This window comes from Duganella rivi (assembly GCF_009857435.1).
In the GTDB taxonomy this organism is placed as follows: Bacteria; Pseudomonadota; Gammaproteobacteria; order Burkholderiales; family Burkholderiaceae_D; genus Rugamonas; species Rugamonas rivi.
In genome coordinates, this window is record NZ_WWCK01000004.1 from 500659 (window position 1) to 526456 (window position 25798).

The following is a 25798-nucleotide window of genomic DNA, read 5'->3' on the forward strand; positions in this document are numbered from 1 at the left end:
AGTCAACAATATAAACAGTATATATCATTTCAGATGCGCAGCCACGCGCGTGAACAATTGATCTGGATTCACCGGCTTGCGCAAGAAGTCTACCGCGCCCACGCTGCGGCCCAGCGCTTCGTCTTCCTGCTGGCTTTTCGCCGTCAAGAAAACCACCGGAATCCCTGCGCTGGCAGGATCGGCTTTTAGCCGGCGGCAGGTTTCAATGCCATCCACATCCGGCATCATGATGTCGAGCAGGATCAAGTCCACCTTGGACGAGGCCACGATCTGCAGGGCCGTCGCCCCGCTGGTCGCCACCTTGGTGTGATACTTGTCCTTCAATAGGCTGGACAGCAAGGTGATGTTGTCCGGCGTATCGTCCACAATCAGCACAGTCGCGCGATTATTATTGTTCATGATGTCTCCAGTTTTTTAATAGCCTCGGCCAGCAGCTTGCCGGCCGCCTCAAACTCATACTGCTCCATGTGATGATTGAGCCGCGCCATTTCCGACGGCGATAGCACGGTCGCCAAACTCGCCTGCGCGCGCTCGAAATAGTCCATGCTCTCGCCGCTGAACTCCGCCAGCAGCGCGGCCAAGTCCAGCAAGGTTTTCTGCACGTCGGCCGCGCTGGCGGCCGTGGCATCCTCGCCATATTCCGGCAGCGGCGGCACCGGTGGAATCACTTTCATCGATATGCCGAGCCAGCGCGACAACACGCTATACAGGCGCTGCGGGTCGATAGGCTTGGTGAGGTAGTCCTGCATGCCCTCCTCGATGCAGCGCGCCTGCATGCCAGCCAGCGCGTTCGAGGTCACGGCGATGATGGGAAGCTCGTTAAAGCGGCTATCCACGCGCAGCAAGCGGGTCGCCTCGTGGCCATCCATCACCGGCATGCCGAGATCCATCAGCACCAGGTCATAAGCGCGCGGCCCCGCTTCCAGCAAGCGTGACACCGCCTCGCTGCCATTGCTCACCACCTCCACGTCCAGCCCCTGCAATTCCAGCAACGCGCGCGTGACGTCTTGATTATCGGCGCTATCCTCGGCCAGCAGCACGCGCGCCGTGCGGCGCGGCGACGCCGCCAGCTGCAGATCGCCCGCCGGGCCGTTATGCACCGCCATCTGCACCGCCAGCGCCGCCGCATCCGACAAGGCAAACGGCAAATCAAACTGGAAGGTGGAGCCCTGATCCACTTCACTCTCCACCTCAATATCGCCGCCCATCAGCCGCACCAGCTGCTGCGAGATCGACAGCCCCAGCCCGGTGCCGCCATACTGCCGGGTAGTCGAACCATTGGCTTGGCTGAAAGCGCGGAACAAGCGCGATTTCTGCTGCGGCGTCATGCCGATGCCGGTGTCGCTGACTGTGAAGCGCAAGATCACCTTGTCTTCGCGCTGCTTATGCAGCTCACAGCGCAGTTCCAGCTTGCCTTCCAGCGTAAACTTGACGGCGTTGTTCACCAGATTAATCAGCACCTGCCCCAGTCGCAGCGGATCACCAACCAGGTAGCGCGGCACTTCAGGCGCAACGCCGATCACATAAGTCAGCCGTTTGTCGGCCGCGCGCTGCGCCGTTACGCTATTCACGTTGACCAGCACATCTTCCAGCGAAAACGGAATCGCCTCAACCTCCAAGCGCCCTGCTTCGATCTTGGAAAAATCGAGGATGTCGTTGATGATGCCCAGCAGCGTCAAGGCCGCGCGGTGGATCTTGCTGATGTAGTCGTGCTGCTTGGGCGTCATCTCGGTGCGCAGCGCGAGGTAAGCCATGCCGATCACGGCACTCATCGGCGTGCGGATTTCGTGGCTCATATTGGCCAGGAATTCCGACTTGGCGATGTTGGCCGCCTCCGCCATCACGTTGGCGTTGACCAGTTTTTGTTCACGCTCCCGCCGTTCGCTGATATCGCGGATAAAGGCGCAGAACTCGAAACTATCGCGCTCCTCGATCTTCACTTGCGTTATCGCCAGCTCGATCGGGAATTCCTCGCCGTTGCGGCGCAAGGCGTACACCTCGATGCGGGTATCAAGCACGCCGCTGCTGCCGCCGCTCATGTAGCGCTGCATGCCGCGCTTGTGCTCGTAACGGAAGCGCGGCGGGATGATGGTCTTGTCCAGCTCCAGCCCCAGCGCCTCCTCGCGCGGCCAGCCGAAGATGACCTCCGCCTGCCGGTTCCAGCCAACGATGCGGCCATCGAGATCCATGCGCACCACCGCGTCGAGCGCAGTATCCACGATGGTTTGCAGCTTGGCCTGGCTATCGCGCGCCTGCTGCGTGGTGCGGGTCAGCTCCGCCGTGCGGATGCTGATACGCTGCTCCAGCTCCGCGTTGAGATCGCGCAGCTCACGCTCGGCATCGCGCAGGCGCGTCAGCGTATCGCGGAAGCGCAGCACCGCGTCCGACAGCCGCCCCACCTGGTCGGCACGCCCCACGCCGGACAGCTTGATGTCGGTCTCGCCGCGCGTCAGCTTTTCCAGGCCTATGCGGATATCGGCAAACGGCCGCGCCGCGCGCCGGCCCACGATAAAGATCGACAGCACGATCCCCAGCGCCAGCAGCAGATTGGCCGCCACCGTGTTGACGATCTGCCGCTGCAAGTCCGCATCCATCTGCTGGCGCGAATACGCGAGATCGATCGAGCCGACCGGATAGCTACGGCGCGCATCACTGAACTGGATCTCGCGCCGCACGTGGATCGACGATACCGGCACCTTCATCGGCGACACATAACTGGCCAGCTCCGCGCCATTCGGCCCGAGCACGCGCAGCACCAGCACCTCCGGCGTGGCGCCCGATGCATCGACCACGCTCGATACCGCCGCGCTATTGATGTCGAACAGTGGCCGCGCCAAGGCTTGCGACAGCACCGCCGCCAGCCGCTCGGCGCGTTCGCGTAGATTCTGTTCGGCCTCGCTGCGCAAGGTGCGCATCACGTAAGTGGTGTAGATGGCGGTGGAAATCGCCACCGCGAGGAAAATGCCAAAGCCCAGCCGCAGCAGGATATTGCGCCGCCAGGCCAGCCGCAGTTGCGCGAACGGGCCGCCGCCGTCGCTCAACGGCTTGTCCCGCGTGTCAATGACGGGCTCCTTCGGCTTGCACCAGTTTCTTGTAGGCGGCGCTGTTGCGGGCTTGCTCCACCGCGCTCCAGATGCGCGCCGCCAGTTGCGGCTTGGACGCCACCAGCGCGTGCGACAGAATCAAGAAGTACGGCTTCTCGATGATCGGTATCGGCAGCTGCTCCAGCTGCGGCGCCAGCGGGCCGCGCATCAAACCGGCGGCGTCGCTGCCGCCCACCGCTGCTGCCGCCAGGCGGCCGGCAATCAGCTTGCGCACCAGTTCATCGGCGCGCTGGCTGCCCTCGTCCACTTCCAGGTTCTGTGCGCGCAGAACATCGCCCACCGAGTAGCCCAGCTGGAAACCGACGGCGCCGTCGAGATTGCTGAAGTGCTTACCATCCCACTCCACCTTGCTGCCCTTGCGGCGCAAGACCACGTAGGTATCGGTGTGCATACGCTTGCTGGCGTCGACGTTTTCGCCGCCCGGATATTCACCAAGCTCACGCCGATCCGGCTTGTAGCTGACGGCGAAAGCGCCGTCCACCGCGTTAGCCTTCAACTGCGCCAGGCAACGCTTCCACGGAATACTTTGAAAATCGAAATGGATATTGAGCCGCTGCTCCACCAGCTTAAGCAGCTCGAAATTGAGACCGCCGCCCTTCTCGGTGCGCCAAGGCAGTACGTCTTGCGCTTCGTAGCACAGCTTAACGGTTTCTTTGGGCGCAGCACCAGCAGTCACAGAGAAGGGCAAGGACAGGACTAGCAACATGCAAGCGCAATAGCTTTTCGTCCTGTCGATCATGGCGTCTCCCGCTTAGCCGCTGGTTCGGATGGTGAAGTCTACACCGACTTCATCCCACTGTTCCTGTTCCTTCTCCAGCCAGTAGGACAAGGTCGGATGCTCGGCTACCCACTCGCGCCGGATCTCCAGCTCGATGCGGCTCTTGAAGCGCAACTTAATCTGCGTGAAGTCGATATCGATCCGCGAGTGCATGAACAGCACCGCCAGCCGCAGCGCCACAATCGCCTTGGCAAAATCAGGATCGGCCAGCACCTCCGCCACCTTGCGCAGATTGCCTTTGTGCGCCACGATCAGGCGGCTCATGGTGCGCTGTTCGCGCGCCGTGAAGCCCGGCAGGTCGGCGTTTTCGATGATGTAGGCGGCGTGCTTGTGATAGCCGGTGTGCGATACCACCATGCCCATCTCGTGCAGCAGCGCGCTCCAATACAGGTGGCGGCTGTACTGATCGGACGACGGCTTGGTTTGCGCATACAGCGCCGCCGCGTCATCGGCCACGCGGTTGGCGCGGCGCTCGTCGACGTGGAAGCGCTGCACGCACGCTTGCACCGATTGCTCGCGGCGGTCACGCTTGGTCGAGCGCAGGTGCAAGTCCCACATCACGCCCATGCGCAGGCCTGCCTCGATCGGCTGCACCACCGGGATGCCCAATTCGCGCACCAGGCCAATCAAAATCGCCAGCCCGCCGATGATGGTGCCGGCGCGATCCGGCTTCAAGCCCGGAAGATCGATCTTGCTGATATGGCCGCAGTCGATGAAGCGCTGCTTGAGCGCGTCCAGCGTCTCTGCATTGACTTCGCGTCCCAGCCCGTTCTTGATGATGATGTCGGCAATCGTACGCGCGGTGCCGGAGGAGCCATAGCACTGCTTCCAGTATTGCGGCAGGTATGGCGGCGCGGCGTCTTCAAAATGGCTGCGCGCCGACAGGATGGCCGCCTCGAACGACGGCGCATCGACTCGCCCGCCGATAAAGAACGACAGGCTTTGCTTGACCGTGCCGACGCTGAACGACTCGACTTTTTCAATCTCCTGCCCGCGCCCGAGAATCAACTCGGTGGAGCCGCCGCCGATATCGATCACCAGCCGGCGCTCGCCGGGCAGGTTGACCGCATGCGCCACGCCCATGTAGATCAAGCGGCCCTCCTCCTCGCCGGAGATGATCTCGATCGGGTAGCCGATGGCTTGCTCGGCCTCCGGCAAGAAGGCGGTGGAATTGCGCGCCACGCGCATGGCGGAGGTAGCGACCACGCGCACCGCATCGAGCTTGTACCCGGCCAGCACGGCGCGGAAGTTCTTCAGGCAGTTGAGCGCCGCCTGCATGGCGGCCGGCGTGAGATAGCCGTCCTTGTCCAGCCCTGCGGCAAGCCGTATCGGCTCGCGCATGCTTTTTAAAACGCGTATGGCCTCGCCATCATGCTTGCCGATGTGGAGACGAAAACTATTTGACCCGAGGTCTACGGCTGCATACATATTCTTGGAATCTGACTAAACGATTTACACCATTATAAGCAAGATATGCCTGATTTGTTACAGCCTGATGACTTCCGCCTCCGCCACGCGATTGCGGCCCGCCTGCTTGGCCGCTTGCAGCGCCTCATCGGCGCGCTTGAACAGGCTCACGGTGCTGTCCTCGGCGCGGATGATCGTCACGCCCAGGCTTGCCGTCATATTGATGATGGCCTTCTCCGCCTTCACCGGCAACGCCGCCACGGCCTGGCGGATACGCTCCGCCACCATGGCCGCATCTTCCAGCGAAGTGCGCGGCAGCAGAATCGCGAATTCGGCGCCGCCCAGGCGGCCCATCTGGTCGGAATCGCGCAACTGCTTTTTGCAGACATCGACCATGGCCTTCAGCACCATGTCGCCGGCCGGATGGCCGTAGCTGTCGTTGACCCGCTTGAATTGATCGAGATTCAGCACAATCAGCGACGTCGGCATGCCGGGACGGCGCGCCAGCGCAATCCACGGCGTCAGCGCTTGATAGAAGCCGCGCCGGTTCGGCACATCGGTCAGCGGATCGACCACTTCCAGCCGCGCCAGCTCGCCTTGCGCCTGCTCGCGCGCCAGCAGCAGATAGCCAAAAGCATTGCCCAGCATCATCAAATACAGCGCGCCGACGCCTGCGCCCTGCACTACCAGCATGCTGACGCCACTGACGCCTTCCGGCAACAGCGACCACAGGCCGCGCGCCACCACGGCGACGCTGAGCACCACCATCAGCACCACGATGTAGCGCCGCAACAGCGTGCCGTTGCGCCAGCCGCGTCCCAGCGCAGCCGCGCCGGACAGGAAGAAGAAGCCTGCCGCCACCGACGCAATCGCAATGCGGCCGCCGGCCGGCAGCTGCAACAGCCAAGCGCCGGTGTACACGCCTATGAAGGCGCCCAGCGCCGGCAGCAGATACTTGCGCCACACCCGGCGGCCGGCCTGCTCCCACAGCGCGGAAGCATCGAGCGCAAAGCCGGCAAACAGCACGGCGTTGGCAAATGGGATGGTCAGGAAATCGGGCAGCACGCCGCGGCAATACAACAAGCCCCAGGCCACGGCCTGGCATTGCTTGGCCCACGCCCAGGTGGCGTGGAGGCGGGAGCCCTGGCCGCAGCGGCGGGCCTCGGCATCAAAAAAGAACAGCGCCGCGCACAGGCTCAAGTTGCCCAGCGCCAGCGCCAACAGCAAGGTTTTTATATCCATGAGCGCAGCCCGATGTCAGCCCCTGGCCTCAGACCTCGTGTTCCACGTTGTTGCTGCCGTCGCCCATCTTGCTGGCCCAGGCCTGGGTAAAGAAGGCTTTTTCGTCCTCGGTCGGGCTGTCGTGCCAGAACACGATCAGCGTGCCCTTGTGGTCATGCAGCTGGCTGACTTTCTCGATAAAGCTTTGCTTGCCGGCCAGATCAGCCAAGGCCGCCACGTAGCCATAGACGCGGGTCAGGCGCTCCAGACGGTCAGGCTCGGTAAAGCTGTTGGTGGCGGTAAGCGTAGGGTGGTCTAAAAACATCGTTATCTCTCTCCAAGTTGGCCGCCGGAGGGGCTGGCCTGTGCTAACGCCATGCTACTATGATTCCCTACGTAAATCCACAATACAACACAACTTGACGCAGCCCACCAAGCCCACGCATCGACCCCAGGTACGCACCCACGGCGACAAGCGCCTGCTGGAGTTCCAGCCCGGCATGGTGCAAAGCGAGATGCGCCTGTCGCGCCCGGACGACCTCGTGCTCAGCTATGTGCGCGCCATGATGTGCTTTGTGCTGTTCCATCCACGCCCCGAGCACATTGTCATGGTCGGGCTGGGCGGCGGCTCGCTGGCCAAGTTCTGCTACCGCTATTTGCCGCACTGCCGCATCACGGTGCTGGAATTGAACCCGGACGTGATCGCCCTGCGCGAGCAATTCGCCATCCCGCGCGACAACGCCCGCTTCCGCGTGATCGAGGCCGACGCGGTCGACTACATGAGCAAGCTCGACAACAGCGCCGATGTGCTGCTGGTGGACGGCTTCGACGCCGAGGGCTTGCCGCCGGCCTTAGGCAGCGCCGCCTTCTACGCCGATTGCCGCCGCGCCCTGCGTCCCGGCGGCGTGATGGTGTCCAACATCTTCAGCTACGATCCCAACTACAGCGCCATGCTGCGCCGCCTGCGGCAAGCGTTCCAGGGCCGCATCTGCTGGTTCAACGGCATCGCCGGCAACAACCGCATCCTGTTCGCGGTGAAGGGCGGCGCGCCATCGCCGGCGCTGGCCATGCAGCAGAAAGTGGCGCGCACCGGCGGGCTGGCGCTGCCGCTGCTGAACCGCTTGCTGGCGCACTGGATCGTGCTCAAGCTGAGATGGGCCTGAGCCTGGAGCGTGGTTATTTAACACCAAGTCTGTCCCGCAGGCATGTTTTGTGACACACTAGCTAGCATCCCTGCGGCCCCTAGCCCCGCCCGCGCCCTGCCACACACCGTCCCGGAAAGCGCGTCATGTCGTCCTCCCGCAAGTCATCCCGGATATCGCTGGCGGCCATCCTGACCCTGATGACAGGCCTCGCCGTGACCGGCTTGCTGTTCGTGGCCGTGAGCGCGCTGGAATACAGCAAGATGGAGCTGAGCTTCCAGCAGCGCGGCCACATGCGCGCGGCGGCGATCCGCCGCGGCCTCGACGATACGCTGGAGCTGGTCACCATCATCAACGGCCTGTTCAAGTCGGTGGGCGTGGTCAACCGCGAGCAGTTTGCCGGTTTCACCCAGCCGCTGCTGGAGCGTTACCCATTCGTCCAAGCTTTCAATTTCCACCGCGTGATGGACACGGCCAGCGCGCGCCGCCACGAGGCCGAGGTCAGGCTGCGCTATCCCGGCTACTTTCTGCACGACAGCGGCCAGCAGCCGCTGACGCCGCGTCCGCAGCACATCATTGTCGACTACCTGGAACCGCTGGAAGGCAACGAGGCTGCCTTCGGCCTGGACGTGGCCTCGCTGCCGGCCATGGCCCGCATCGTCGCCGAAGCGGTGGACAGCGGCCAGCCGCGCACCACCGCGCTGATGCGGCTGGAGCAGGAACGGGCCGTGCAACAAGGTTTCGTGATGATGATGCCGGTCTACCGTCCCGGCGCCGAACTGGGCACGGCCGCGCAGCGGCGCGCCGCATGGCTGGGCAATACCAGCGCGGTGATCCGCTCGGCCGACCTGATCCAGAAAATCCTGCTGGCGGCCGACTTGCTCAATGACCGCGAACTGATGGTGCAGGTCTACATCGGCGACGACATCCGCCCGGCCAACCTGGTCTACACGCGCGGCCAGCCCGCCACCGAGGCGCCGGCGCCGCGCCCGCTGCAACGCTGGCTGGCCTTCGACTACCGCGAGCCCTACGTGCGCGCCTTCAGCGCCGCCGGCAAGTCGTGGCACGTGCAAGTGACGCCGCTGCCGCGCCCCTTCCTGCCGCATCATCTGGGCTCGCTGTCGACGCTGGTCGGCGGCCTGCTGTTCTCGCTGCTGACGGCGGCCTTCGTCAACTCGCTGGCGCGCCGCTCCAAGCGCGTGCAGCGGCTGGTCGATGAGCGCACCGTCGCCCTCCAGGCCAGCAACGACAAGCTGGCCGAAGACGTGGCCGCCCGCAAGCGCACCGAGGAAGCACTGCAAGAAAGCGAGCACCGCTTCCGCCGCCTGCTGGCGCTGTCGTCGGACTGGTACTGGGAGCAGGATGAGGAATTCCGCTTCACCAGCATCACCGGCGGCTTCTTCGACAAAGGCAAGCAAGATCCCAAGCTATTCATCGGCAAGACGCGCTGGGAACTACAGCCGGAAATGTGGAACAACCGCTGGGGCCGCGACCACCGGGCCACGCTGGAGGCGCGCCTGCCGTTCAGCAATCTGGAATATTCACAGCCCGGCACCGACGGCCAGACCCACTGGTTCAGCAGCGCCGGCGAGCCGGTGTTTGACCGCGAGGGCAAATTCAAAGGCTATCGCGGCACCGGCACCGAAATCACCGAGCGCAAGCTGGCCGAACAGCGCATCCAGCACATCGCCCACCACGACGTGCTGACCGGCCTGCCCAACCGCGTGCTGCTGCAAGACCGGCTGACGCAGGCCGTGGCGTTTGCCAACCGAAGCGGCAAGCCGCTGTGGGTAATGCTGATCGACCTCGACCGCTTCAAGTTCGTCAACGACAGCCTCGGCCACAAGGCCGGCGACCAGCTGCTCAAGACCGTGGCCCAGCGCCTGCAGGACAGCGTGCGCGAGAGCGACACCGTGGCGCGGCTGTCGGGCGATGAGTTCGTTGCCATCCTGACCGAGTACCCGGAAGAAGCCTCGCGCGACATCGCCCAGCGCATCATGCGCGCCGTGACCCAGCCGGCCATGCTGGAGGGCAAAGAATTTTTCGTCACCTGCTCGATCGGCGTGGCCGTGTACGGCGCGGACGGCACCTCGGCCCAGCGCCTGATCGAGCATGCGGACATTGCCATGTACCGCGCCAAGAAACTGGGCCGCAACAACACCCAGTTCTACGAACCGGCCATGAACGAAGAGGCACGCGAGCGGCTGCGCATCGAAAGCGCGCTGCGCAACGCGCTGGAGCGGCAGGAATTCGTGCTGCACTACCAGCCGCAGGTGGACTTGCAGACGGGCCGCGTGGTCGGCATGGAAGCGCTGCTGCGCTGGCAGCACCCGGAACTGGGCATGGTGGCGCCGCAGCGCTTCATCGGGCTGGCTGAAGAGACTGGGCTGATCGTGGAAATCGGCGCCTGGGTGTTAAGGACTGCGTGCGCCCAGGCCCGCCGCTGGATGGACGATGGGCATGGCATGTTGCGCATCGCCGTCAACTTGTCGCCGCGCCAGTTCAGCGAGCCGCAGCTATTGCATTCCATCGCGCAGGTGCTGGCCGAGACCGGCCTGCCGCCGGCCTGCCTCGACATCGAGCTGACCGAGGGCTTGTTCATGCACGACGTGGCGCAGGCGGTGGAATTGCTGCACAAGCTGAAGGCGCTGGGGCTGGCGCTGTCGATAGACGACTTCGGCACCGGCTATTCCAGCTTCTCCTACCTGCGGCACTTCCCGATCGACGTGCTGAAAATCGACCGCTCCTTCGTCAGCGACATCAAGGAAGACGACGAGGCGGCCATCGTGGTCTCCATCATCGCGCTGGCGCACAACCTCAAGCTGCGCGTGATTGCCGAGGGCGTGGAGACCGAAAGCCAGCTGGACTACCTGCGCCGCCATGGCTGCGACGAGATCCAGGGCTACTACTTCAGCCCGCCGCTACCGGCTGCGGACTTTGAACAACTGCTGCGGCAGGGACGGAATCTACAAGCGATGCTGGTGCAGGCCTAGGCTTGCGCTTGCGCGGCTTGGGCGCCAGCATGGTGCCGGTGCAATTGGGCGCACCGCAGCGGCAGGCAAACGCGCGCTTGATGGCCGGCGTGTGGCGGCCCTCGTAAATCAGCGGGTAGGAATAACTGAGTTCTTCGTCCCGCTTGATGTCGTGCAGGGCGTAGATAAAGATGCGGCCGTCTTCTTCCTCGATCGCCTCGCAATTCGGTTCGCAGGAATGGTTGATGAAGCGGGCCTCGTTGCCATGGTCGCCGCCGTCGATCACATTGCCGTTGGCGAGGCTGAAAAAGAAGGTGTGATTATGCGGCCCGCCCTGCTCCTCGGCCCGCACCTGGGCTTCGTCCCAGGTAATTTCACGGCCTGCATACTCAACGATGCGCTCACCGGGCGCAATATCGCGCTGCGCGAACACACCGTTACCGTGCACGGAAGAGCGTTCGACTCGATACGCTGGAAGGTCTTGCTGAAGAGTGGCGTCGGACATGGCAATCGAGGGAAGCAAAGATCGTTCGATTAAACCACAGCACTCGCGAGGTTTCAAATGGATTCACTCAATCGAAGAACGATGCGCCTGAGTTCTTTAAGCGATTCATACCAAGCCAAATTTTTACTTTAATTGGCTCGGCGATGATATTCTTAACTTTTAAATAAGTCGTTCTTTTGAGAGGGAGTGCCAGATGACCCGGGACGATTCCGTGCATAACAGAACAGTGGAAATAAGTACTTTTGCCAACTGCAAATCTGTGGCGTTTGCGATGGTAATGCAAACTGTTTGTTTTGGAGTCGTCGCTCAAGACACTCAACCAGGCACGGTGGTCTCTGGGCAAGCCGTATCCTACCCACAAGGTGTTGTCGTTGTTCAGAACAATGGGACAAGCGGAAAATGCAAACAATGCGCAACGGCCAAGGCTGCGCCTGCGCCGCCGACGAACACTCCGCTTCCGCCGATCCCGCCAGGCTTCGTGGTGGTTCAATCTAATTATCTTGAACAAGTCTCAGCTACGGCGCAGTCTGCGATCGATTCCGCAAAGTCAAATCTCGAACAAGTGTCGGCAACCGCCCAGTCCGCCATCAAGTCGGCGCAGTCTAACGAAGAGTCGTTAGTGGGAATCCTGAAGGTCGTCGGCATTGCGCTGAGCGCTATAGCCGTGATCCTGACTTTTTTTGGCTTCCAGGAATACAAACGCTGGACCGAAACAAAGGCACGGCTTTTTGAGAATTTGGCAGAGTCCGAAAGAAAATTAACGGAAGTCGAAAAACTAAAAAATGAAGTCGTCCCTCGCCTGGAGTCCTCGCTGTGGGAAATGCAGGAGCTCACCTCGATCCTTTTAGACATGCATCAACTGTCGATAAAAATTGATGAGGTGGAAAATCTGCTTAAAGGCGAGAACACGGTCGAGTTACAACGGGTAGCCACCTTGGCCCTGGGTGCAGGGCACGAATTATTCGAGCGCGCAGAAAAGCTCCTGGCGCGACGCACTCAATCAGCCCAATCAAGCGATCAAAGTCAAACCGCTGCGATTCAACGCATACTTGGCTACATCGTGGCAACTTTGTGCATTTTTTCTATGCGCGCTGAGTCTTTGGACGACGCAGTTCGTTGGGCCGAAAAGTCGATCAAATTTAATCCGATGAAATATGATGATCGGGAATACAACTACGCGTGTGCACTCGCCAAACGCTTCGGCAAACGCGGCATGGCCAGTGATAAAGAGACTGCTTTAGGGATACTGGAAAAAGGAATGAGCAGCGGAATCTGGACTTGGCGCGAAATCTGGGATGACAACGACTTCAATGCGCTTGAAGAAGACTTGTTAAGAAGCAGGTTCATTGACCGCCCCTATGCTGAGGCGAAGCCAAAAGCCCAAGATGAGGGCGCGCCGAAGAAGTGATCCTCGGCGCTAAGGCTTAGATTAGATGCTAGGAACCTTGGTGTTCATAAATACCTCCATTACGAAATTCATGAACCAATTCTAGCATGGCTCCCCAGTCCCTGTATTTTAAGATTTCCTGCGGATGGCCAGACCCACTACCAATGCGCCGAGGCCGAGCATGGCGTAAGTGGATGGCTCCGGCACCGCGTTGACCGTGTAGCCGATATCCACCACGCCGTACTGATAGCCGCTCAGGGTGTCGTACGGATAGGAATTGGCGGTACAGCCGTTGCAGTACATCATCCTCGTGTAGTTGATGTCGCCGGTTGGATACCACGATGACGGCAGACCGCTGCCATAGTAATAGCTCTGGCCTGAATCGTTACCAATGCCCATCACCAGGTAGCTTGCTCCCATGGTGAGCGCCACCGGGGTCGTCAGGTTCGCCCAGTTCCACTGCTCACCGCTGACGTTCGAGATGGTGGTCTGGGCGAGCACCGACTGGGTTGCGACGTCCCACAAACTCACCGTGTACGACCCGCTGCTGACCGGGGCAATACCGAGTTCCGAGACCGAGATGCCGGCGACGCCTGCGGTGAACTCCCAGCCGCGCGCATTACCAGAGAAGTAGTTGTTCGTTGAAAAGCCCACTGGCAGTTGATCGCCCAGCGGGTGGATGGTGGCGGCATTGGTGGTCAGTGATGCGAACGCCAGCGCGACAGCAGCAAGATGTTTTGACATAGTATTTTCGTCCCCTAGTTATTGTTACTGGTTTAAAAAATCTATTATCAAGATAATATCACTTTCAAAACTGAATGTACATGAAGATCGCGAGCTTGTTGCGTAAATGAAGCCAATATCCACCGGACTGGAAAAATGTTACCTTATCAAATAAACATTAAAACTAGGGGGGGGGGTTAACTTGGATACGCTTGAGGCAGAACTGGTAGCGGCCATTGCGGCATCGCGCTACTACGCGCGCAGGAATTACTTTTTGGGATACATGGTCGCAGGCGCTTCCGTGGTGTCGAGTATCCTGGCCGGCATTTCAGTCAGTTTTCCCTGCATTCCGCCGCAGGTGACAGCGGTACTCGCGTCCATCCCCGCCGCGATGATCGCGACTACCACGACCTTCCGCTTTGAACAGAAATCGGCATGGTTCTGGCGCAAGGCCAAACGGCAGGAGTCGCTACTGCGCTCGATCCGCTACGAGGCAGTTGACGTTGCCACCGCCAGCAAAACGCTCAGCCAGATCGAAGAAGACATGGAACAAGAATGGGTTTCCTTCGGCACGCCGGCGAAGAAAGCCTAGTATTCAATCCTCGCGAAACATGGCGGGACTATGGATTCGCGCGCCTTATTCGCCAGGCGATTTGAACAGGTCTTCCAGATCCGCGCGCGTGGTTGGTTTGCGGACCACGCCCTTGCGGCCGGTGTACTCTTCCTCGATGTTGTCGCGGTAGTAGCTCCACGCCGAGCCGGAAGTCGACAGCTTGCGCCACACTTCGTTGCCCACGCCCGAATAGTCCATGGCCGTGCCGTCCTCGAACTCCACCCGCAGCAGCTTGTCGCGCGCGTCGTAGCCGATGGCCCGCAATTTCCCCGCATTGATGCGTTTCATTTCCATGCCGGCCTCCCTGTTGTTATCGGTTTAGGTGCTGCCGCGCTGGATGAACTGGAAGCCGGTGTCGGTCAGGCCGGCTACCGCCTTGCCTTCCAGCCGATCCAATATCGCTTGCGCTGCCACACGTCCGATATTAGCGCCATCGACGCGCACAGTCGATAGCGGCGGGTAGGTGCGCGCCGCAAAATTCAAATCGCCGAAGCCAACCACCGCCAGTTGTTGCGGCACCGGCAGCCCGCGCGCGATGGCCTCAGTCAGCACGCCGTGCGCCAGTGTGTCGGAACTGCACACCACCGCATCGACATCCGGGCAGCGCTCCAGCAGCAGCGACAAACCATCCCGCCCCAGCGCAAAGGTCGACGGCAAGGGCATGACCTGCACCGCCGCCACCTGCACGCCGTGCTTGGCCAGTCCAGCCTGCAAGCCCTGATTGCGCCGCGCCGCGCGCGGATCTTCCACCGCCAGGATGGCGATGCGCTTATAGCCCTGCTCCAGCAAGTGCTGCGCAATCACGTGCCCTACTTCCTCGTGCGAGAAGCCGACCATCATGTCGATCGGCGACGGCGTTAAATCCCACGCCTCCACCACCGGCACTTGCGAGGCTTGCAGCCGGCGCCGCGTGCTGTCGGTGTGCAGCGAGCCGGTCAGGATCACGCCATCGGGCCGGCGGCTGAGGATGGTCTCCACCAGCACTTCCTCACGCCACGCCTCGTAGCTGGACAAGCCCAGCATCACTTGATAACCAGCCGCCGTCAGATGATCGCTGGCCGCCTGCACCATATCGGCAAAGATCGGCGTGGAGATGGTCGGCAGCACCAGCGACACCAAGCGGCTGCGGTTGGACGCCAGCGCCCCCGCCATCATGTTCTTGACGTAGCCGGTCTGCTGCACCGCCGCCTGCACTTTGGCCACCGTATTCGGCCGTACCAGATGCGGCTGGTTGAGCGCGCGCGACACAGTAATCGGCGACACGCCAGCCACCTTGGCCACATCGGCCAGCGTCGCTCCGCTGACCAGCATTTCCCCGGTATTCGTCCGCAAAGTGCGCAGATCGCTCATGACAGCCTCGATAAAAAAAGATGTGCCATTGTAGCATTGCGCATCATTTTTTATCATCAATTTGCCTTGAGTTTACGCCGACATATCTCTAAGATTGAAATGACAGCGCAATCATTTTAGAAGGAAAACCATGAACGAGACACCACGTATCACCGCCATGCGGGTCATCCCAGTAGCCGGCCGCGACAGCATGCTGCTCAACCTCAGCGGCGCGCACGGCCCCTACTTCACCCGCAACCTGGTGATCCTGACCGATAGCTCCGGCAACACCGGCGTCGGCGAAGTGCCGGGCGGCGAGAAGATCCGCCAGGCGCTGGAAGACACCCGCACCCTGCTGCTGAACCAGCCGATCGGCAACTACAACGCCCTGCTCAACGCCGCCCGCGCCGCGCTGAACGGCCGTGATTCAGGCGGCCGTGGCCTGCAAACCTTCGACCTGCGCATTGCCGTGCACGCCATCACGGCGCTGGAAGCCGCCCTGCTCGACCTGGTCGGCAAGTTCCTCGGCGTGCCGGTCGCCGCCCTGCTCGGCGAAGGCCAGCAGCGCAAGGAAGTCGAGATGCTCGGCTACCTGTTCTACATCGGCGACCGCAAGCTGACCGACCTGCCCTACGCCGACACCCCGGCCGACGCCACCGACAACTGGTCGCGCGTCCGCAACGAGGCCGCGCTGACGCCGGACGCCGTGGTCAAGCTGGCCGAAGCCGCCTACGAGCGCTACGGCTTCAACGACTTCAAGCTGAAAGGCGGCGTGTTCCGTGGCGAAGAAGAAATGGAAGCCGTCACCGCCCTGCACGAACGCTTCCCGCAAGCGCGCGTCACGCTCGATCCGAACGGCGGCTGGCTGCTCAAAGATGCGATCCGCCTGTGCCGCGACAAAGGCAACGTGCTAGCCTACGCCGAAGACCCATGCGGCGCCGAGAACGGCTACTCGGGCCGTGAAGTGATGGCCGAGTTCCGGCGCGCCACCGGCCTGCTGACCGCCACCAATATGGTCGCCACTGACTGGCGCGAGATGCGCCACGCCATCCAGCTGCAATCGGTTGATATTCCGCTGGCCGATCCGCACTTCTGGACCATGCAAGGCTCGGTGCGCGTGGCGCAGATGTGCCACGAATGGGGCCTGACGTGGGGCTCGCACTCCAACAACCACTTCGACGTGTCGCTGGCGATGTTCACCCACGTGGCCGCTGCCGCGCCGGGCAACATCACCGCCATCGATACCCACTGGATCTGGCAAGACGGCCAGCACCTTACGCGCAATCCGCTGCAAATCAAGGGCGGCATGGTGCAAGTGCCGACCGCACCGGGCCTGGGCGTCGAGCTGGACATGGAAGCCATCGAAGCCGCCCACCACCTCTACAACAACATGGGGCTGGGCGCGCGGGACGATGCGGTGGCGATGCAGTTCCTGATTCCCGGCTGGAAGTTCAACAACAAAATGCCTTGCATGGTTCGCTAAAAAAATACAACAAGAACCAAGGAGACATTCATGACTACCGCAGCAACTACAGTCAGCGGCAGCAGCAGCGCCGCCCCTACCGTGCTCGACATGGCCGTCAGCAAGGTCAAGTGGCGCATCTTGCCGCTGTTCGTGGTGATGTTCATCGCCAACTACATCGACCGCGTCAACATCGGCTTCGTGCGCTCGCACCTTGAGCAAGACCTCGGCATCGGCGCGGCTGCGTTCGGCTTCGGGGCCGGCATCTTCTTCCTTGCCTATGCGCTGTTCGAGGTGCCATCCAACATCCTGCAACAGCGCTTCGGCGCCAAGGCGTGGCTGACCCGCATCATGGCCAGCTGGGGCGTGGTCGCCACCGGCATGGCCTTCGTACAGGGCGAGACCTCGTTCTACGTGATGCGCTTCCTGCTGGGCGTGGCCGAGGCCGGATTCTTCCCTGGCGTGGTCTACTACTTCACCCAGTGGCTGCCGAACCGCGAGCGCGGCAAGGCCATGGCGATTTTCCTGAGCGGCTCGGCGCTGGCGTCGGTGATGTCGGGGCCGCTGTCGGGCGCACTGTTATCGATTAACGGCGGCGGCTTCCACGGCTGGCAATGGATGTTCATCATCGAAGGCCTGGCCTCGGTGGCGCTGTGCTTCGTGGTGTGGTTCTTCCTTGATTCCAGGCCGGAAGATGCCAAGTGGCTGACCGAGTCCGAGCGCACTGCCCTGACCACCATCATCGCTGCCGAGAAAAAGGAACGCGACGCCAACAAGCCGGCCCACGCCAGCATGTTCACGCTGCTGAAAGATTCGCGGATTGCGCTGTTCTGCTTCATCTACTTCGCCATCCAGCTGACCATCTACGGCGCCACCTTCTGGCTGCCGAGCATCATCAAGAAGATGGGGCACTTCAGCGAGTTCCAGGTTGGCCTGTTCAACTCGATCCCGTGGATCATCTCGATTGCGGCGATGTATATGTTTGCCGGCTTGGCGCAGCGCTATCGCCACCAGCAGGCGTGGGTAGCAGTGGCATTGGTGATTGCGGCGTGCGGCATGTTCGCCTCCACCATCGCCGGCCCGGTATTTGCGTTCGTGGCGATCTGCTTTGCCGGCATCGGCTTCAAGGCCGCATCGTCCTTGTTCTGGCCGATTCCGCAAGGCTACCTGGACAGCCGCATCGCCGCAGCGGTGATCGCCTTGATCAACTCGCTGGGCAACCTGGGCGGCTTTGTCGCTCCGGCCACCTTCGGCTACCTTGAGCAGAAAACTGGCTCGATCCAGGGCGGCTTATACGCGCTGGCGACGGCATCGGTCATCGCGGCGGGCCTGGTGTTCCTGACCCGCCGCCGTAAGCAGAGCTAGTCCTTGGCCAGCGGGCGGACGTATTCCAGCAAGCTAACCAGCGTCTTGCCCGGCTCCTCGAACTGTACCAGGTGCGAGGAATTCTCGAACCAGACCGCGCGCTTGTAAGGCGCCTTGACCTTCGCAAGCCAGGCCGCGGTCGGTTCGGACGGCGTGGTGTAATCGTGCCGCCCCATGAACATCACGACCGGAATCGGGAAACGCCGGACCGGCTTGAAGTCCACCTGCAACCACTCATTCAGCACGCGTTCCAGCGTCAGCAGGCTGCCTTGGTCGATGGCCTTGGTGGCAGCCTCGTCATACTCCGGCGACAGCAGCGGCGCATCGAAGTAGTAGGCGAAGTCGCTGCGATACGCGGCCAGCCCACCGTATTGCTGCGCCCAGTTACGCTCGATGACGATGCGTTCACGCGTGATCGGCGTATCGCCCGGGTAAGGCGCGATGGATGCGAGTTCCTTCAGCGCCTGCGGGTTGTTTTCCTTGCGGGCCTGCGCCAGCGCGAAATCGAAGCTGACCTTTTCGTTATCCAGCATGCTGATGACCTGCCCGATGCCGACGTAAGCATGGAATAGGTCCGGCCGCGCCAGCGCGGCGCGCATGCCGACCACCGTGCCCCAGCTGTGGCCTACCAGGATCACCTTGCGCTTGCCGTAGCGCTTGGACACTTGCTCCGCGATCTTGACCGAATCATCGACAAACTGTGCGATGTTCAAGGTAGGCCGCACCGTGTCCGGGCTATTGTCGAGGTAGGTCTTGCCGGCCCCGCGCTGGTCGTAATTGACCACCGTGAAATACTCTTCGAGCGGGCGCTGGTACATCCACATGGTCGGGGCGCTTGGCGACGCTGGGCCGCCGTGCAGGAACAGCAGCACCGGATTCTTGCGGTCCTGCCCGCGCGTGTACACCCACTGGTCGATGCCGTTGATGTGCAGCTTGAAATTCTCCTGCACGCCGGCCGGCGCAACGATGCGGCTCACATCGCCAATGATCTGCTTGCCGCTAGGCTGCGCAGCGAGCGCGCACGGCAGCGCCGCCGCCATTATCGCCAGCGCCGCCAGCCGTTTTATCGCGCCGCTCATTTCTTGCGGTTGCCATGCACCATCTGGCGGGCTTGTTTGCGCAGCAGCGCTTGTTCCCAGCGCTGCTTCTGCTCCTCGGTTTCCGGTTGCAGCACCGGCACTTCCACCGGCTTGCGATTGGAATCGACCGCCACCATGGTGAAATAGCAGCTGTTCGCGTGACGCACCAGGCGCTGCTGGATATTTTCCGTCACCACCCGGATGCCCACCTCCATCGAGGTGCGGCCGGTGTAGTTGATCGAGGCCAGGAAAGTCACCAGTTCACCCACATGGATCGGCTGCAGGAACATCACTTGATCCACCGACAAGGTCACCACGTAGCTGCCCGAGTAGCGGCTGGCGCAGGCGTAGGCCACGCTGTCCAGGTACTTCAAGATGGTGCCGCCGTGGACGTTGCCGCTAAAGTTGGCCATATCAGGGGTCATCAGCACCGTCATGCTCAGTTCATGCTCAACCCAGTTCATCGGTTTTTCCATTGCCTAGCTCCCAGTTGTATTTAACAACATGCTAGCCGCTAAGCTTGCCATTCGCAAATAGTTATCAAAAGTTGTACACTTTACGCTCACCTTCGCCACGGAGCAGCTATGAAATGGAAAGTCCTGGCCGCGAGCTTAATGCTCGCCTTGGCCACCACCGCGCAAGCCGCCGCCAGCGCCGATCAGGTCCAGACCTTCACCCTGAACAACGGCATGAAATTCATCGTGCTCGAGTCGCACGGCATTCCGAACGCCACCATGTACACCTTCTGGAAAGTCGGCTCGCGCAATGAAACGCCCGGCATCACCGGCCTGTCGCACTTCTTTGAACACATGATGTTCAACGGCTCCAAAAAATTCGGCCCGAAGATGTTTGACCGCACCATGGAGGCTGCCGGCGGTTCCAACAACGCCTTCACCAGCAGCGACGTCACCGTGTACCAGGACTGGTTCCCGGCCGCCGCGCTGGAGACCATCTTCACGCTGGAAAGCGACCGCGTCGCCAATCTCACCATCGATCCGAAAATGGTCGAGAGCGAGCGCGGCGTGGTGCTGTCCGAGCGCAGCACCAACCTCGAAAACTCCAACCTGATGGCGCTGTACATCGACGTCAACAGCGCGGCCTTCACCGCCCATACCTACGCCCTGCCGGTGATCGGCCATGAATCCGACATCAAGGCGTGGACGCAGGCCGACCTCGAACACTACTTCCGCACCTACTACGCGCCCAACAACGCGGTGGTGGTCATCGTCGGCGACGTCAAGACCGGCGAGGTGAAGAAGCTGGCCACCAAATACTTCGGCGGCATTCCCAAGCGCGCGCTGCCGCCGCCGGTGCGCACCGTCGAACCGCCGCAAGTGGGCGAGCGGCGCGTGTTCATTGCCAAGGAATCGGCCACCTCGGTCAACCTCAGCGTGGCTTACAAAATCCCCGCCGCCGACAGCCCGGATCACTACGCGCTGCAGGTGCTACAAGGCGTGCTGACCGACGGCAAAACCTCGCGCCTATACAAGGCGCTGGTCGACCAGCAACTGGCCACGACGGTCGGCGCCGACAGCCTCGAAGGCTTCGATCCCGGCCTGCTCTACCTGTCGGCCGTGGCTGCCGCCAACGTCAAAGCGGCGCAGCTGGAACACGCGCTGCTGGCCGAAGTCGACAAGCTGGTCAAGGACGGCGTCAGCGACGAGGAACTGCAAAAAGTCAAAAACCAGAAACTGGTCAACCTCTACCGCGAGCAGGAAACCATCAACGGCAAGGCCCTCCAGCTAGGCAATTACGAGGTGTTCTACGGCGGCTACAAAAAGCTGTACGACGCGCCCGCCGCCTACCGGAAACTGACCACGGCCGACATCCAGGCCGTCGCCGCCAAATACCTGAAGAAATCGCAGCGCACCGTCGGCGTGCTGGCCGCCAAGGAGGATTGATCCATGAAGAAAAACATCATCGCCGCCAGCCTGGCCGCCAGTGCGCTGCACGCCAGCGCCGCCGAATTCCGCCTGCCCGAGTTCGACACCATCACGCTGCAAAATGGCCTCACCGTCTACCTGATGGAGCGCCACGAAGTGCCGCTGATCTCAGTGCGCGCCGTGGTGAAAGCCGGCGCCGTCAACGACGGCAAGCAGCCCGGCCTGTCCAACCTCACCGGCGACGCCCTGCTGCTCGGCAGCAAAGCCCATGACAAAGCCGCCATCGACAACGCCTTCGATTACCGTGGCGCGCGCCTGGCCGGGGGCGCCGGCGCCGAGGCCAGCACCGTGCAAGCCAACTTCGCCCGCGCCGATGCACCCGCCTTACTGCCGCTGTTCGCCGAAATTCTGCTGCAACCAAGCTTTGACGATGCCGAGCTGAGCAAACTGCGCGAACGCAAGGTGAGCGGCCTCAAGCAAGCCAAGGAAGCGCCGAGCAACGTGGTGCAGAACTACTACCGCGCCATGCTGTTTGGCGATAGCCCCTACGCGATTCCCGCCAGCGGCACGGTCAGCAGCGTGAGCGCGCTCAAGCAAGGCGACGTGCAGCGCTACTACCAGCAATACTACCGCCCGGACAATGCCGCCATCGTGGTGGTCGGTGATTTCCAAAAGAGCGAGATGCGCAAGCAGATCGAATCGCTGTTCGGCGCATGGCAAGCCAAGGGCCCGGCTCCGGCCGCGCAAGACAACGGCAAGATCAAGGCCGACAAGGCGCGCGTGCTGCTGGTGAACAAGGCCGACGCCATCGAAACCACCTACCTGATCGGCGGCGCCGGCATCGCCCGCAACGATCCCGACTATGTGCCGCTGCACGTGCTGAACACGGTGCTGGGCGGCCGCTTTACCTCGTGGCTCAACGACGAGTTGCGCGTGAACTCCGGCCTGACCTACGGCGCGTTCAGCGGATTCAGCCCGCTGTCGCAGACCGGCACCTTTGCCATCAGCAGCTTCACCGCGTCGGATAAGACTGCGGCGGCGCTGGCGCTCACGCACAAGACCTACCAACGGCTGTGGGACCAAGGCATCGACAAGGCCACGCTGGAATCGGCCAAGGCTTACGTCAAGGGCCAGTTCCCGCCGAAGTACGAGACCAGCGAGCAGTTGGCCGGCTTGCTGGGCGAGATGTACGCCAACAAAGTGGATCGCGCCCAGATCGACAATTTCAGCAAGGATGTCGACAGCCTGACGCCGGAGCGGGCCAAGGCGCTGATCAACAAGCACTTCCCGCGCAAGCAATTGCAAACGGTGTTGATCGGCAAAGCGGCTGATATCCGCGACATCGCCAAGACTTACGGCGAGGTCACGGAACTGGAGATTACCGCCGATGGCTTTCAGTAAGTAGCTGCTCGATGTCCTCGGCCACGCCGGGGCAAGCATCAAGCACCAGGCCGAGCGGCGACCACGCACCGGCGTCTTGTTTCAGGGCACGCTCGGCCAGCTGGCTCAGCGTCGCCAAGCGGTCGGCGCCGACGGTGCCGGCCAACCCTTTCAGCGTGTGCAGCGCCGGCAAGGCTGCGGCCGTGTTTTGCTCGCTGCGCGCTTCGTGCAGTTGCTGCGCCAGCTTCTCTGCCTCCACCACGAAGCTGCGCAAGGCGATCAGGTAGACCGACTCCAATCCACCCAGGCGCTTCAGCGCGGCAGCGCTGTTAAGACCGGCGTCAGGCAGCGCCATCGCCCCGCCCTGCGCTGGGTCGGCCGTAACCGCCGCTGCCGCAGTGGCAGTCGCTGCGGCAGCCACCACCGCCACGCCCGCCGCGCCGCCCTTGCGCGCGTGCTGCAGAATCACCTCGATCAATTGCTCAAGGTCGAACGGCTTGCCGATGTGATCGGCCATGCCAGCCTCCAGCGCGGCAATGCGGTCGGCTGCCAGCGCATTGGCGGTCATGGCCACGATGGCTGGCGTTGCCAAGCCCAGCCGGCCTTGGATGGCGCGCGTGGTCTGGTAGCCGTCCATTTCCGGCATCTGGATATCCATCAGGATCAAGTCCGGCAGCGGCCCTGAGCGCTGCACCACGCCCAGCGCCATCTGGCCCGAGCTCGCCACTTCCACCTGCGCGCCCTCGTTGCCCAGCAATTCGCTGGCGACCTGCTGATTGGCCGGATTATCTTCCACCAGCAGCAGGCGCAAGCCGGCCAGCCGCCGCTGCGACGGCGCCGCCACCGGCAGCCCCAGCGGCTTGCGGTTCTCGAGCCGCGCATCGGCCACGGCGTCGAACAGCATCGAGGCCGTCACCGGCTTGACCACGAAGCCATCCAGCACCGGCTCCATTTCCTTGTGGCGCTGCGCCAGCAGTTCGCGGTCGTGCGCGGTCACCATCACGATCAGCGGCGTCTTGCCCTCGGGCGCCAGCTGGCGGATACGGCAACTGGTTTCCCAGCCATCCAGCGCCGGCATGCGCCAGTCGATGAACACCACGTCGTAAGCCTTGCGGCGGGCGATCTGCCCGGCAATCGCATCCAGCGCCTCGTAGCCGTCGGCCGCCACATCCACCCGCCAGCCGAACGAGGACGCCATCTCGCGCAGCACCGTGCGCGCCACCGGGTTGTCGTCCACCACCAGGCACGACAGGCCGCGCATCACCGCGTCCTGCAGCGGCAGCGCGGCCAGCGGCGCCGCTTCCGGCAGTTGCTCGCAGATGCCCAACTCCACCGTGAAATCAAACACGCTGCCATGGCCTACTTCGCTCACCACGCGCAGCTTGCCGCCCATCAGCCGCACCAGCCGCTGGCTGATCGCCAAGCCCAGCCCGGTGCCGCCGTAGCGGCGCGCGGTCGACGCTTCGGCCTGCGAGAAGCCATCAAAAATGTGTTCGCACTGCTCAGGCGCAATGCCGATGCCGGTATCGCGGATGGCAAACGCAATCGACAAGCTGTGCTCGTTCTGCGCCACCAGCTGGGCCGACACCACCACCTCGCCGCGCTCGGTGAACTTGATGGCGTTGCCAGCCAGGTTGAGCAAGATCTGCTGCAAGCGCAAGGCGTCGCCTACCACCATCGCCGGCAATTCCGGCGCCACGCGGAACAGCACCTCGATATTTTTCGGGCCGACATTGGCCGACAAGATCACCGCCAGGTCGCGCCACAGCTTATCGAGCCGGAACGGGTGCGGATCGAGCGCCAGCTTGCCGGCCTCCACCTTGGAGAAGTCCAGCACGTCGTTGAGCAGGCCGAGCAAGGCGCTGGCGGCGGCGTGCGCCTTGTCGACGTAATCTTGCTGGCGGCCGTTCATGGCAGTCTGGCGCAGCAATTGCAGCATGCCCAGCACCGCATTCATCGGCGAGCGGATCTCGTGGCTCATGTTGGCCACGAAGTCCGACTTGGCGCGTCCCGCCTGGTCGGCCGCGTCCTTGGCCTGCAACAGCGCGTCATGCGCGGCACGCAGCTCGGTGCTGTCGGTACTGCTGCCGACCCAGCTCAGGATGACGCCGTTGGCGTCGCGCTGCGGCAGCGCGTGGTTGTCGAAAATGCGCCACTCGCCGTCGTGGCGGCGCAGCCGGCAATCGCAGCGGAACTGGTCGCCGTCGTGCAGCGCGCGCTGCCAGGCCGCCGTCACTACCGGCATGTCGTCGGGATGAATCACGCGCGACCAGTCGCCGGCGAGGATCAGCTGGGTGGCCGGGATGCCGCTGAAACTCTCCCAGTGATGGCTGAGGAAATCGATCCGCAGCTCGGGCGTGGCAGTCCACACCATCTGCGGCAAGCCCTCGGTCAGCGAGCGCCAGCGCGATTCCGACGCGGTCAGCTGGGCCAGCGAATTTTGCAGCGCGCGTTCGGCATCGACCAGCGCCGTCAGCGACTGGTACTGCTTGTTCAGGCCGTAGCGCACGCCCAGCAGCAAGGCAACCCCCAAGCCGATCAGCAGGCCAAGGAAAATCGAGGCGTTGCGCACCTCTTTGTACCACGGCGCGAGGAAGTCATCGCTGGCCAGCCCCACCACCACGTACACCGGGTAGGTGCCAACCTTCTCCACGCTGAGCGTGCGCTCCAGGCCGTCGCGCGGACTGATGATGGTGTAGCTGGCGCGCTTTTGCTTGCCGTCGAGGATGGCCTGAGTGGCCGGATTGATCTTGATGGTGCTGCCGAACGGCATGTCCGGCACCTCTGGATAGCGCTGCAGCACGCGCCGCTTATCGTCGAGCAGCACGATCGAGCCGTGGGCGCCGATATTCAGGTTGGAAAACGCCTCGCTGATGTGCGCGCTGTTCATCAGCACGTAAGCGGTGCCGCCGAACTCGCCGTTCGGCAGGGTCAGCGGATAGACCAGCGGCAGCACCCACTCGCCGCTGATCCGCGACTGCACCGGGATGCCAAAGATCAGCTGGTGCTCGCTCTGCACCCGCGCATAGAATTCGCGGATGGTCAGGTCTTGCGGCTTGCTCACATCGACCTGCTCGCCGTAGATCACCTGTCCCGCTGCGTTGGAGCCGCGCACCGCCTGCGCCTGCGGCAGGCGCTCCTTCAAGCTGCGCAGGTAGGCGCTGAACTTCTCATCGTCAAAGCGCTTCTGCTCGTGCATGGTGCGGAACTCGAGGTCGGCCCGGCGCATGGCGAGATCGACCTCCCGGAAATGCGAGTGCAGGAAATTTTCCAGCGAGATCACGAGGTTGTGCGAGGTTTCCTCGGCGCTGGCGTAGTAGCGCAGCCGGCTCTGGTTCAGCACATGCACCACGAACAGCGAGACGACCAGCAGCACCAGCACCACGGCCGCCACCATTACACCGAATAGTTTGCGAAACTTTTGCAGCGTGGTGAATCTCATGACGCG

21 protein-coding genes are annotated in these 25798 nt (G+C 62.5%); 8 read left to right on the forward strand and 13 right to left on the reverse strand.

What is annotated here, in order from left to right; genetic code table 11:
* Positions 1-24: 24 nt before the first annotated feature.
* From GTP45_RS14780 to GTP45_RS14805, 6 genes are read right to left on the reverse strand one after another with little or no spacing between them, the layout of a single operon-like run.
* Entirely contained in the window at positions 25-399 is a 375-nt protein-coding gene (locus GTP45_RS14780; protein WP_161014628.1) for a response regulator, read from the reverse strand.
* A complete protein-coding gene (locus GTP45_RS14785; protein WP_229258466.1) occupies positions 396-3041 on the reverse strand; it encodes a hybrid sensor histidine kinase/response regulator in 2646 nt (881 codons plus the stop codon). The genes GTP45_RS14780 and GTP45_RS14785 overlap by 4 nt, the downstream gene beginning before the upstream one ends.
* Before the next feature lie 16 nt (positions 3042-3057).
* Positions 3058-3843: a substrate-binding periplasmic protein gene (locus GTP45_RS14790; protein ID WP_161014629.1), complete on the reverse strand. Its 786-nt coding sequence runs from the start codon at positions 3841-3843 to the stop codon at positions 3058-3060.
* Between the two features lie 12 nt (positions 3844-3855).
* Positions 3856-5310 (reverse strand): Ppx/GppA phosphatase family protein, encoded by a 1455-nt coding sequence (locus GTP45_RS14795; RefSeq protein WP_161014630.1) that lies wholly within the window; start codon positions 5308-5310, stop codon positions 3856-3858.
* A gap of 57 nt (positions 5311-5367) precedes the next feature.
* Positions 5368-6531 carry a GGDEF domain-containing protein gene (locus tag GTP45_RS14800; protein WP_161014631.1) on the reverse strand — a complete coding sequence of 388 codons (1164 nt, stop codon included), beginning with the start codon at positions 6529-6531 and terminating at the stop codon, positions 5368-5370.
* A 28-nt stretch (positions 6532-6559) separates the two neighbouring features.
* Positions 6560-6835 (reverse strand): hypothetical protein, encoded by a 276-nt coding sequence (locus GTP45_RS14805; RefSeq protein ID WP_161014632.1) that lies wholly within the window; start codon positions 6833-6835, stop codon positions 6560-6562.
* Positions 6836-6929: 94 nt separating this feature from the next.
* Here GTP45_RS14805 and GTP45_RS14810 point away from each other — a divergent pair, with 94 nt between their 5' ends.
* Both GTP45_RS14810 and GTP45_RS14815 read left to right on the forward strand, forming a co-directional pair.
* Positions 6930-7673 carry a fused MFS/spermidine synthase gene (locus GTP45_RS14810; protein WP_229258467.1) on the forward strand — a complete coding sequence of 248 codons (744 nt, stop codon included), beginning with the start codon at positions 6930-6932 and terminating at the stop codon, positions 7671-7673.
* A 125-nt stretch (positions 7674-7798) separates the two neighbouring features.
* On the forward strand, positions 7799-10645 hold the full coding sequence (locus tag GTP45_RS14815) for a bifunctional diguanylate cyclase/phosphodiesterase (RefSeq protein WP_161014633.1): 2847 nt from the start codon (positions 7799-7801) through the stop codon (positions 10643-10645).
* Here GTP45_RS14815 and GTP45_RS14820 read toward each other — a convergent pair.
* On the reverse strand, positions 10563-11129 hold the full coding sequence (locus GTP45_RS14820; RefSeq protein WP_161014634.1) for an SET domain-containing protein: 567 nt from the start codon (positions 11127-11129) through the stop codon (positions 10563-10565). The two genes, GTP45_RS14815 and GTP45_RS14820, sit on opposite strands and share 83 nt — an antisense overlap.
* Positions 11130-11322: 193 nt before the next feature.
* Here GTP45_RS14820 and GTP45_RS14825 point away from each other — a divergent pair, with 193 nt between their 5' ends.
* Positions 11323-12537 (forward strand): hypothetical protein, encoded by a 1215-nt coding sequence (locus tag GTP45_RS14825; RefSeq protein WP_161014635.1) that lies wholly within the window; start codon positions 11323-11325, stop codon positions 12535-12537.
* A gap of 108 nt (positions 12538-12645) precedes the next feature.
* Here GTP45_RS14825 and GTP45_RS14830 read toward each other — a convergent pair whose 3' ends face one another.
* Complete coding sequence (locus tag GTP45_RS14830) at positions 12646-13260, reverse strand: PEP-CTERM sorting domain-containing protein (protein ID WP_161014900.1); 615 nt, start codon at positions 13258-13260, stop codon at positions 12646-12648.
* A 181-nt stretch (positions 13261-13441) separates the two neighbouring features.
* On the opposite strand from GTP45_RS14830, the gene GTP45_RS14835 reads away from it, so the two are divergent.
* On the forward strand, positions 13442-13831 hold the full coding sequence (locus GTP45_RS14835; RefSeq protein WP_161014636.1) for a hypothetical protein: 390 nt from the start codon (positions 13442-13444) through the stop codon (positions 13829-13831).
* A 45-nt stretch (positions 13832-13876) separates the two neighbouring features.
* Here the strand turns inward: GTP45_RS14835 and GTP45_RS14840 are convergent, their stop codons facing one another.
* Together GTP45_RS14840 and GTP45_RS14845 are read right to left on the reverse strand one after the other, a co-directional pair.
* Positions 13877-14146 carry a KTSC domain-containing protein gene (locus tag GTP45_RS14840; RefSeq protein WP_161014637.1) on the reverse strand — a complete coding sequence of 90 codons (270 nt, stop codon included), beginning with the start codon at positions 14144-14146 and terminating at the stop codon, positions 13877-13879.
* A gap of 24 nt (positions 14147-14170) precedes the next feature.
* Complete coding sequence (locus GTP45_RS14845; protein WP_161014638.1) at positions 14171-15202, reverse strand: LacI family DNA-binding transcriptional regulator; 1032 nt, start codon at positions 15200-15202, stop codon at positions 14171-14173.
* A gap of 130 nt (positions 15203-15332) precedes the next feature.
* Between GTP45_RS14845 and gudD the strand changes: the two genes are divergently transcribed.
* Together gudD and GTP45_RS14855 are read left to right on the forward strand one after the other, a co-directional pair.
* Positions 15333-16664: a glucarate dehydratase gene (gene gudD / locus GTP45_RS14850; protein ID WP_161014639.1), complete on the forward strand. Its 1332-nt coding sequence runs from the start codon at positions 15333-15335 to the stop codon at positions 16662-16664.
* Between the two features lie 30 nt (positions 16665-16694).
* A complete protein-coding gene (locus GTP45_RS14855; protein WP_161014640.1) occupies positions 16695-18008 on the forward strand; it encodes an MFS transporter in 1314 nt (437 codons plus the stop codon).
* On the opposite strand, the gene GTP45_RS14860 is transcribed toward GTP45_RS14855, so the two are convergent.
* Complete coding sequence (locus tag GTP45_RS14860; RefSeq protein WP_161014641.1) at positions 18005-19087, reverse strand: alpha/beta fold hydrolase; 1083 nt, start codon at positions 19085-19087, stop codon at positions 18005-18007. The two genes, GTP45_RS14855 and GTP45_RS14860, sit on opposite strands and share 4 nt — an antisense overlap.
* Positions 19084-19551 (reverse strand): acyl-CoA thioesterase, encoded by a 468-nt coding sequence (locus GTP45_RS14865; RefSeq protein WP_161014901.1) that lies wholly within the window; start codon positions 19549-19551, stop codon positions 19084-19086. Before GTP45_RS14865 ends, GTP45_RS14860 begins: the two co-directional genes overlap by 4 nt.
* Positions 19552-19671: 120 nt before the next feature.
* On the opposite strand from GTP45_RS14865, the gene GTP45_RS14870 reads away from it, so the two are divergent.
* Together GTP45_RS14870 and GTP45_RS14875 are read left to right on the forward strand one after the other, a co-directional pair.
* Entirely contained in the window at positions 19672-20988 is a 1317-nt protein-coding gene (locus tag GTP45_RS14870) for a M16 family metallopeptidase (protein ID WP_161014642.1), read from the forward strand.
* Between the two features lie 3 nt (positions 20989-20991).
* Positions 20992-22371: a M16 family metallopeptidase gene (locus GTP45_RS14875; RefSeq protein ID WP_161014643.1), complete on the forward strand. Its 1380-nt coding sequence runs from the start codon at positions 20992-20994 to the stop codon at positions 22369-22371.
* Here the strand turns inward: GTP45_RS14875 and GTP45_RS14880 are convergent.
* On the reverse strand, positions 22349-25792 hold the full coding sequence (locus GTP45_RS14880; RefSeq protein ID WP_161014644.1) for a response regulator: 3444 nt from the start codon (positions 25790-25792) through the stop codon (positions 22349-22351). The two genes, GTP45_RS14875 and GTP45_RS14880, sit on opposite strands and share 23 nt — an antisense overlap.
* Positions 25793-25798 lie beyond the last annotated feature (6 nt).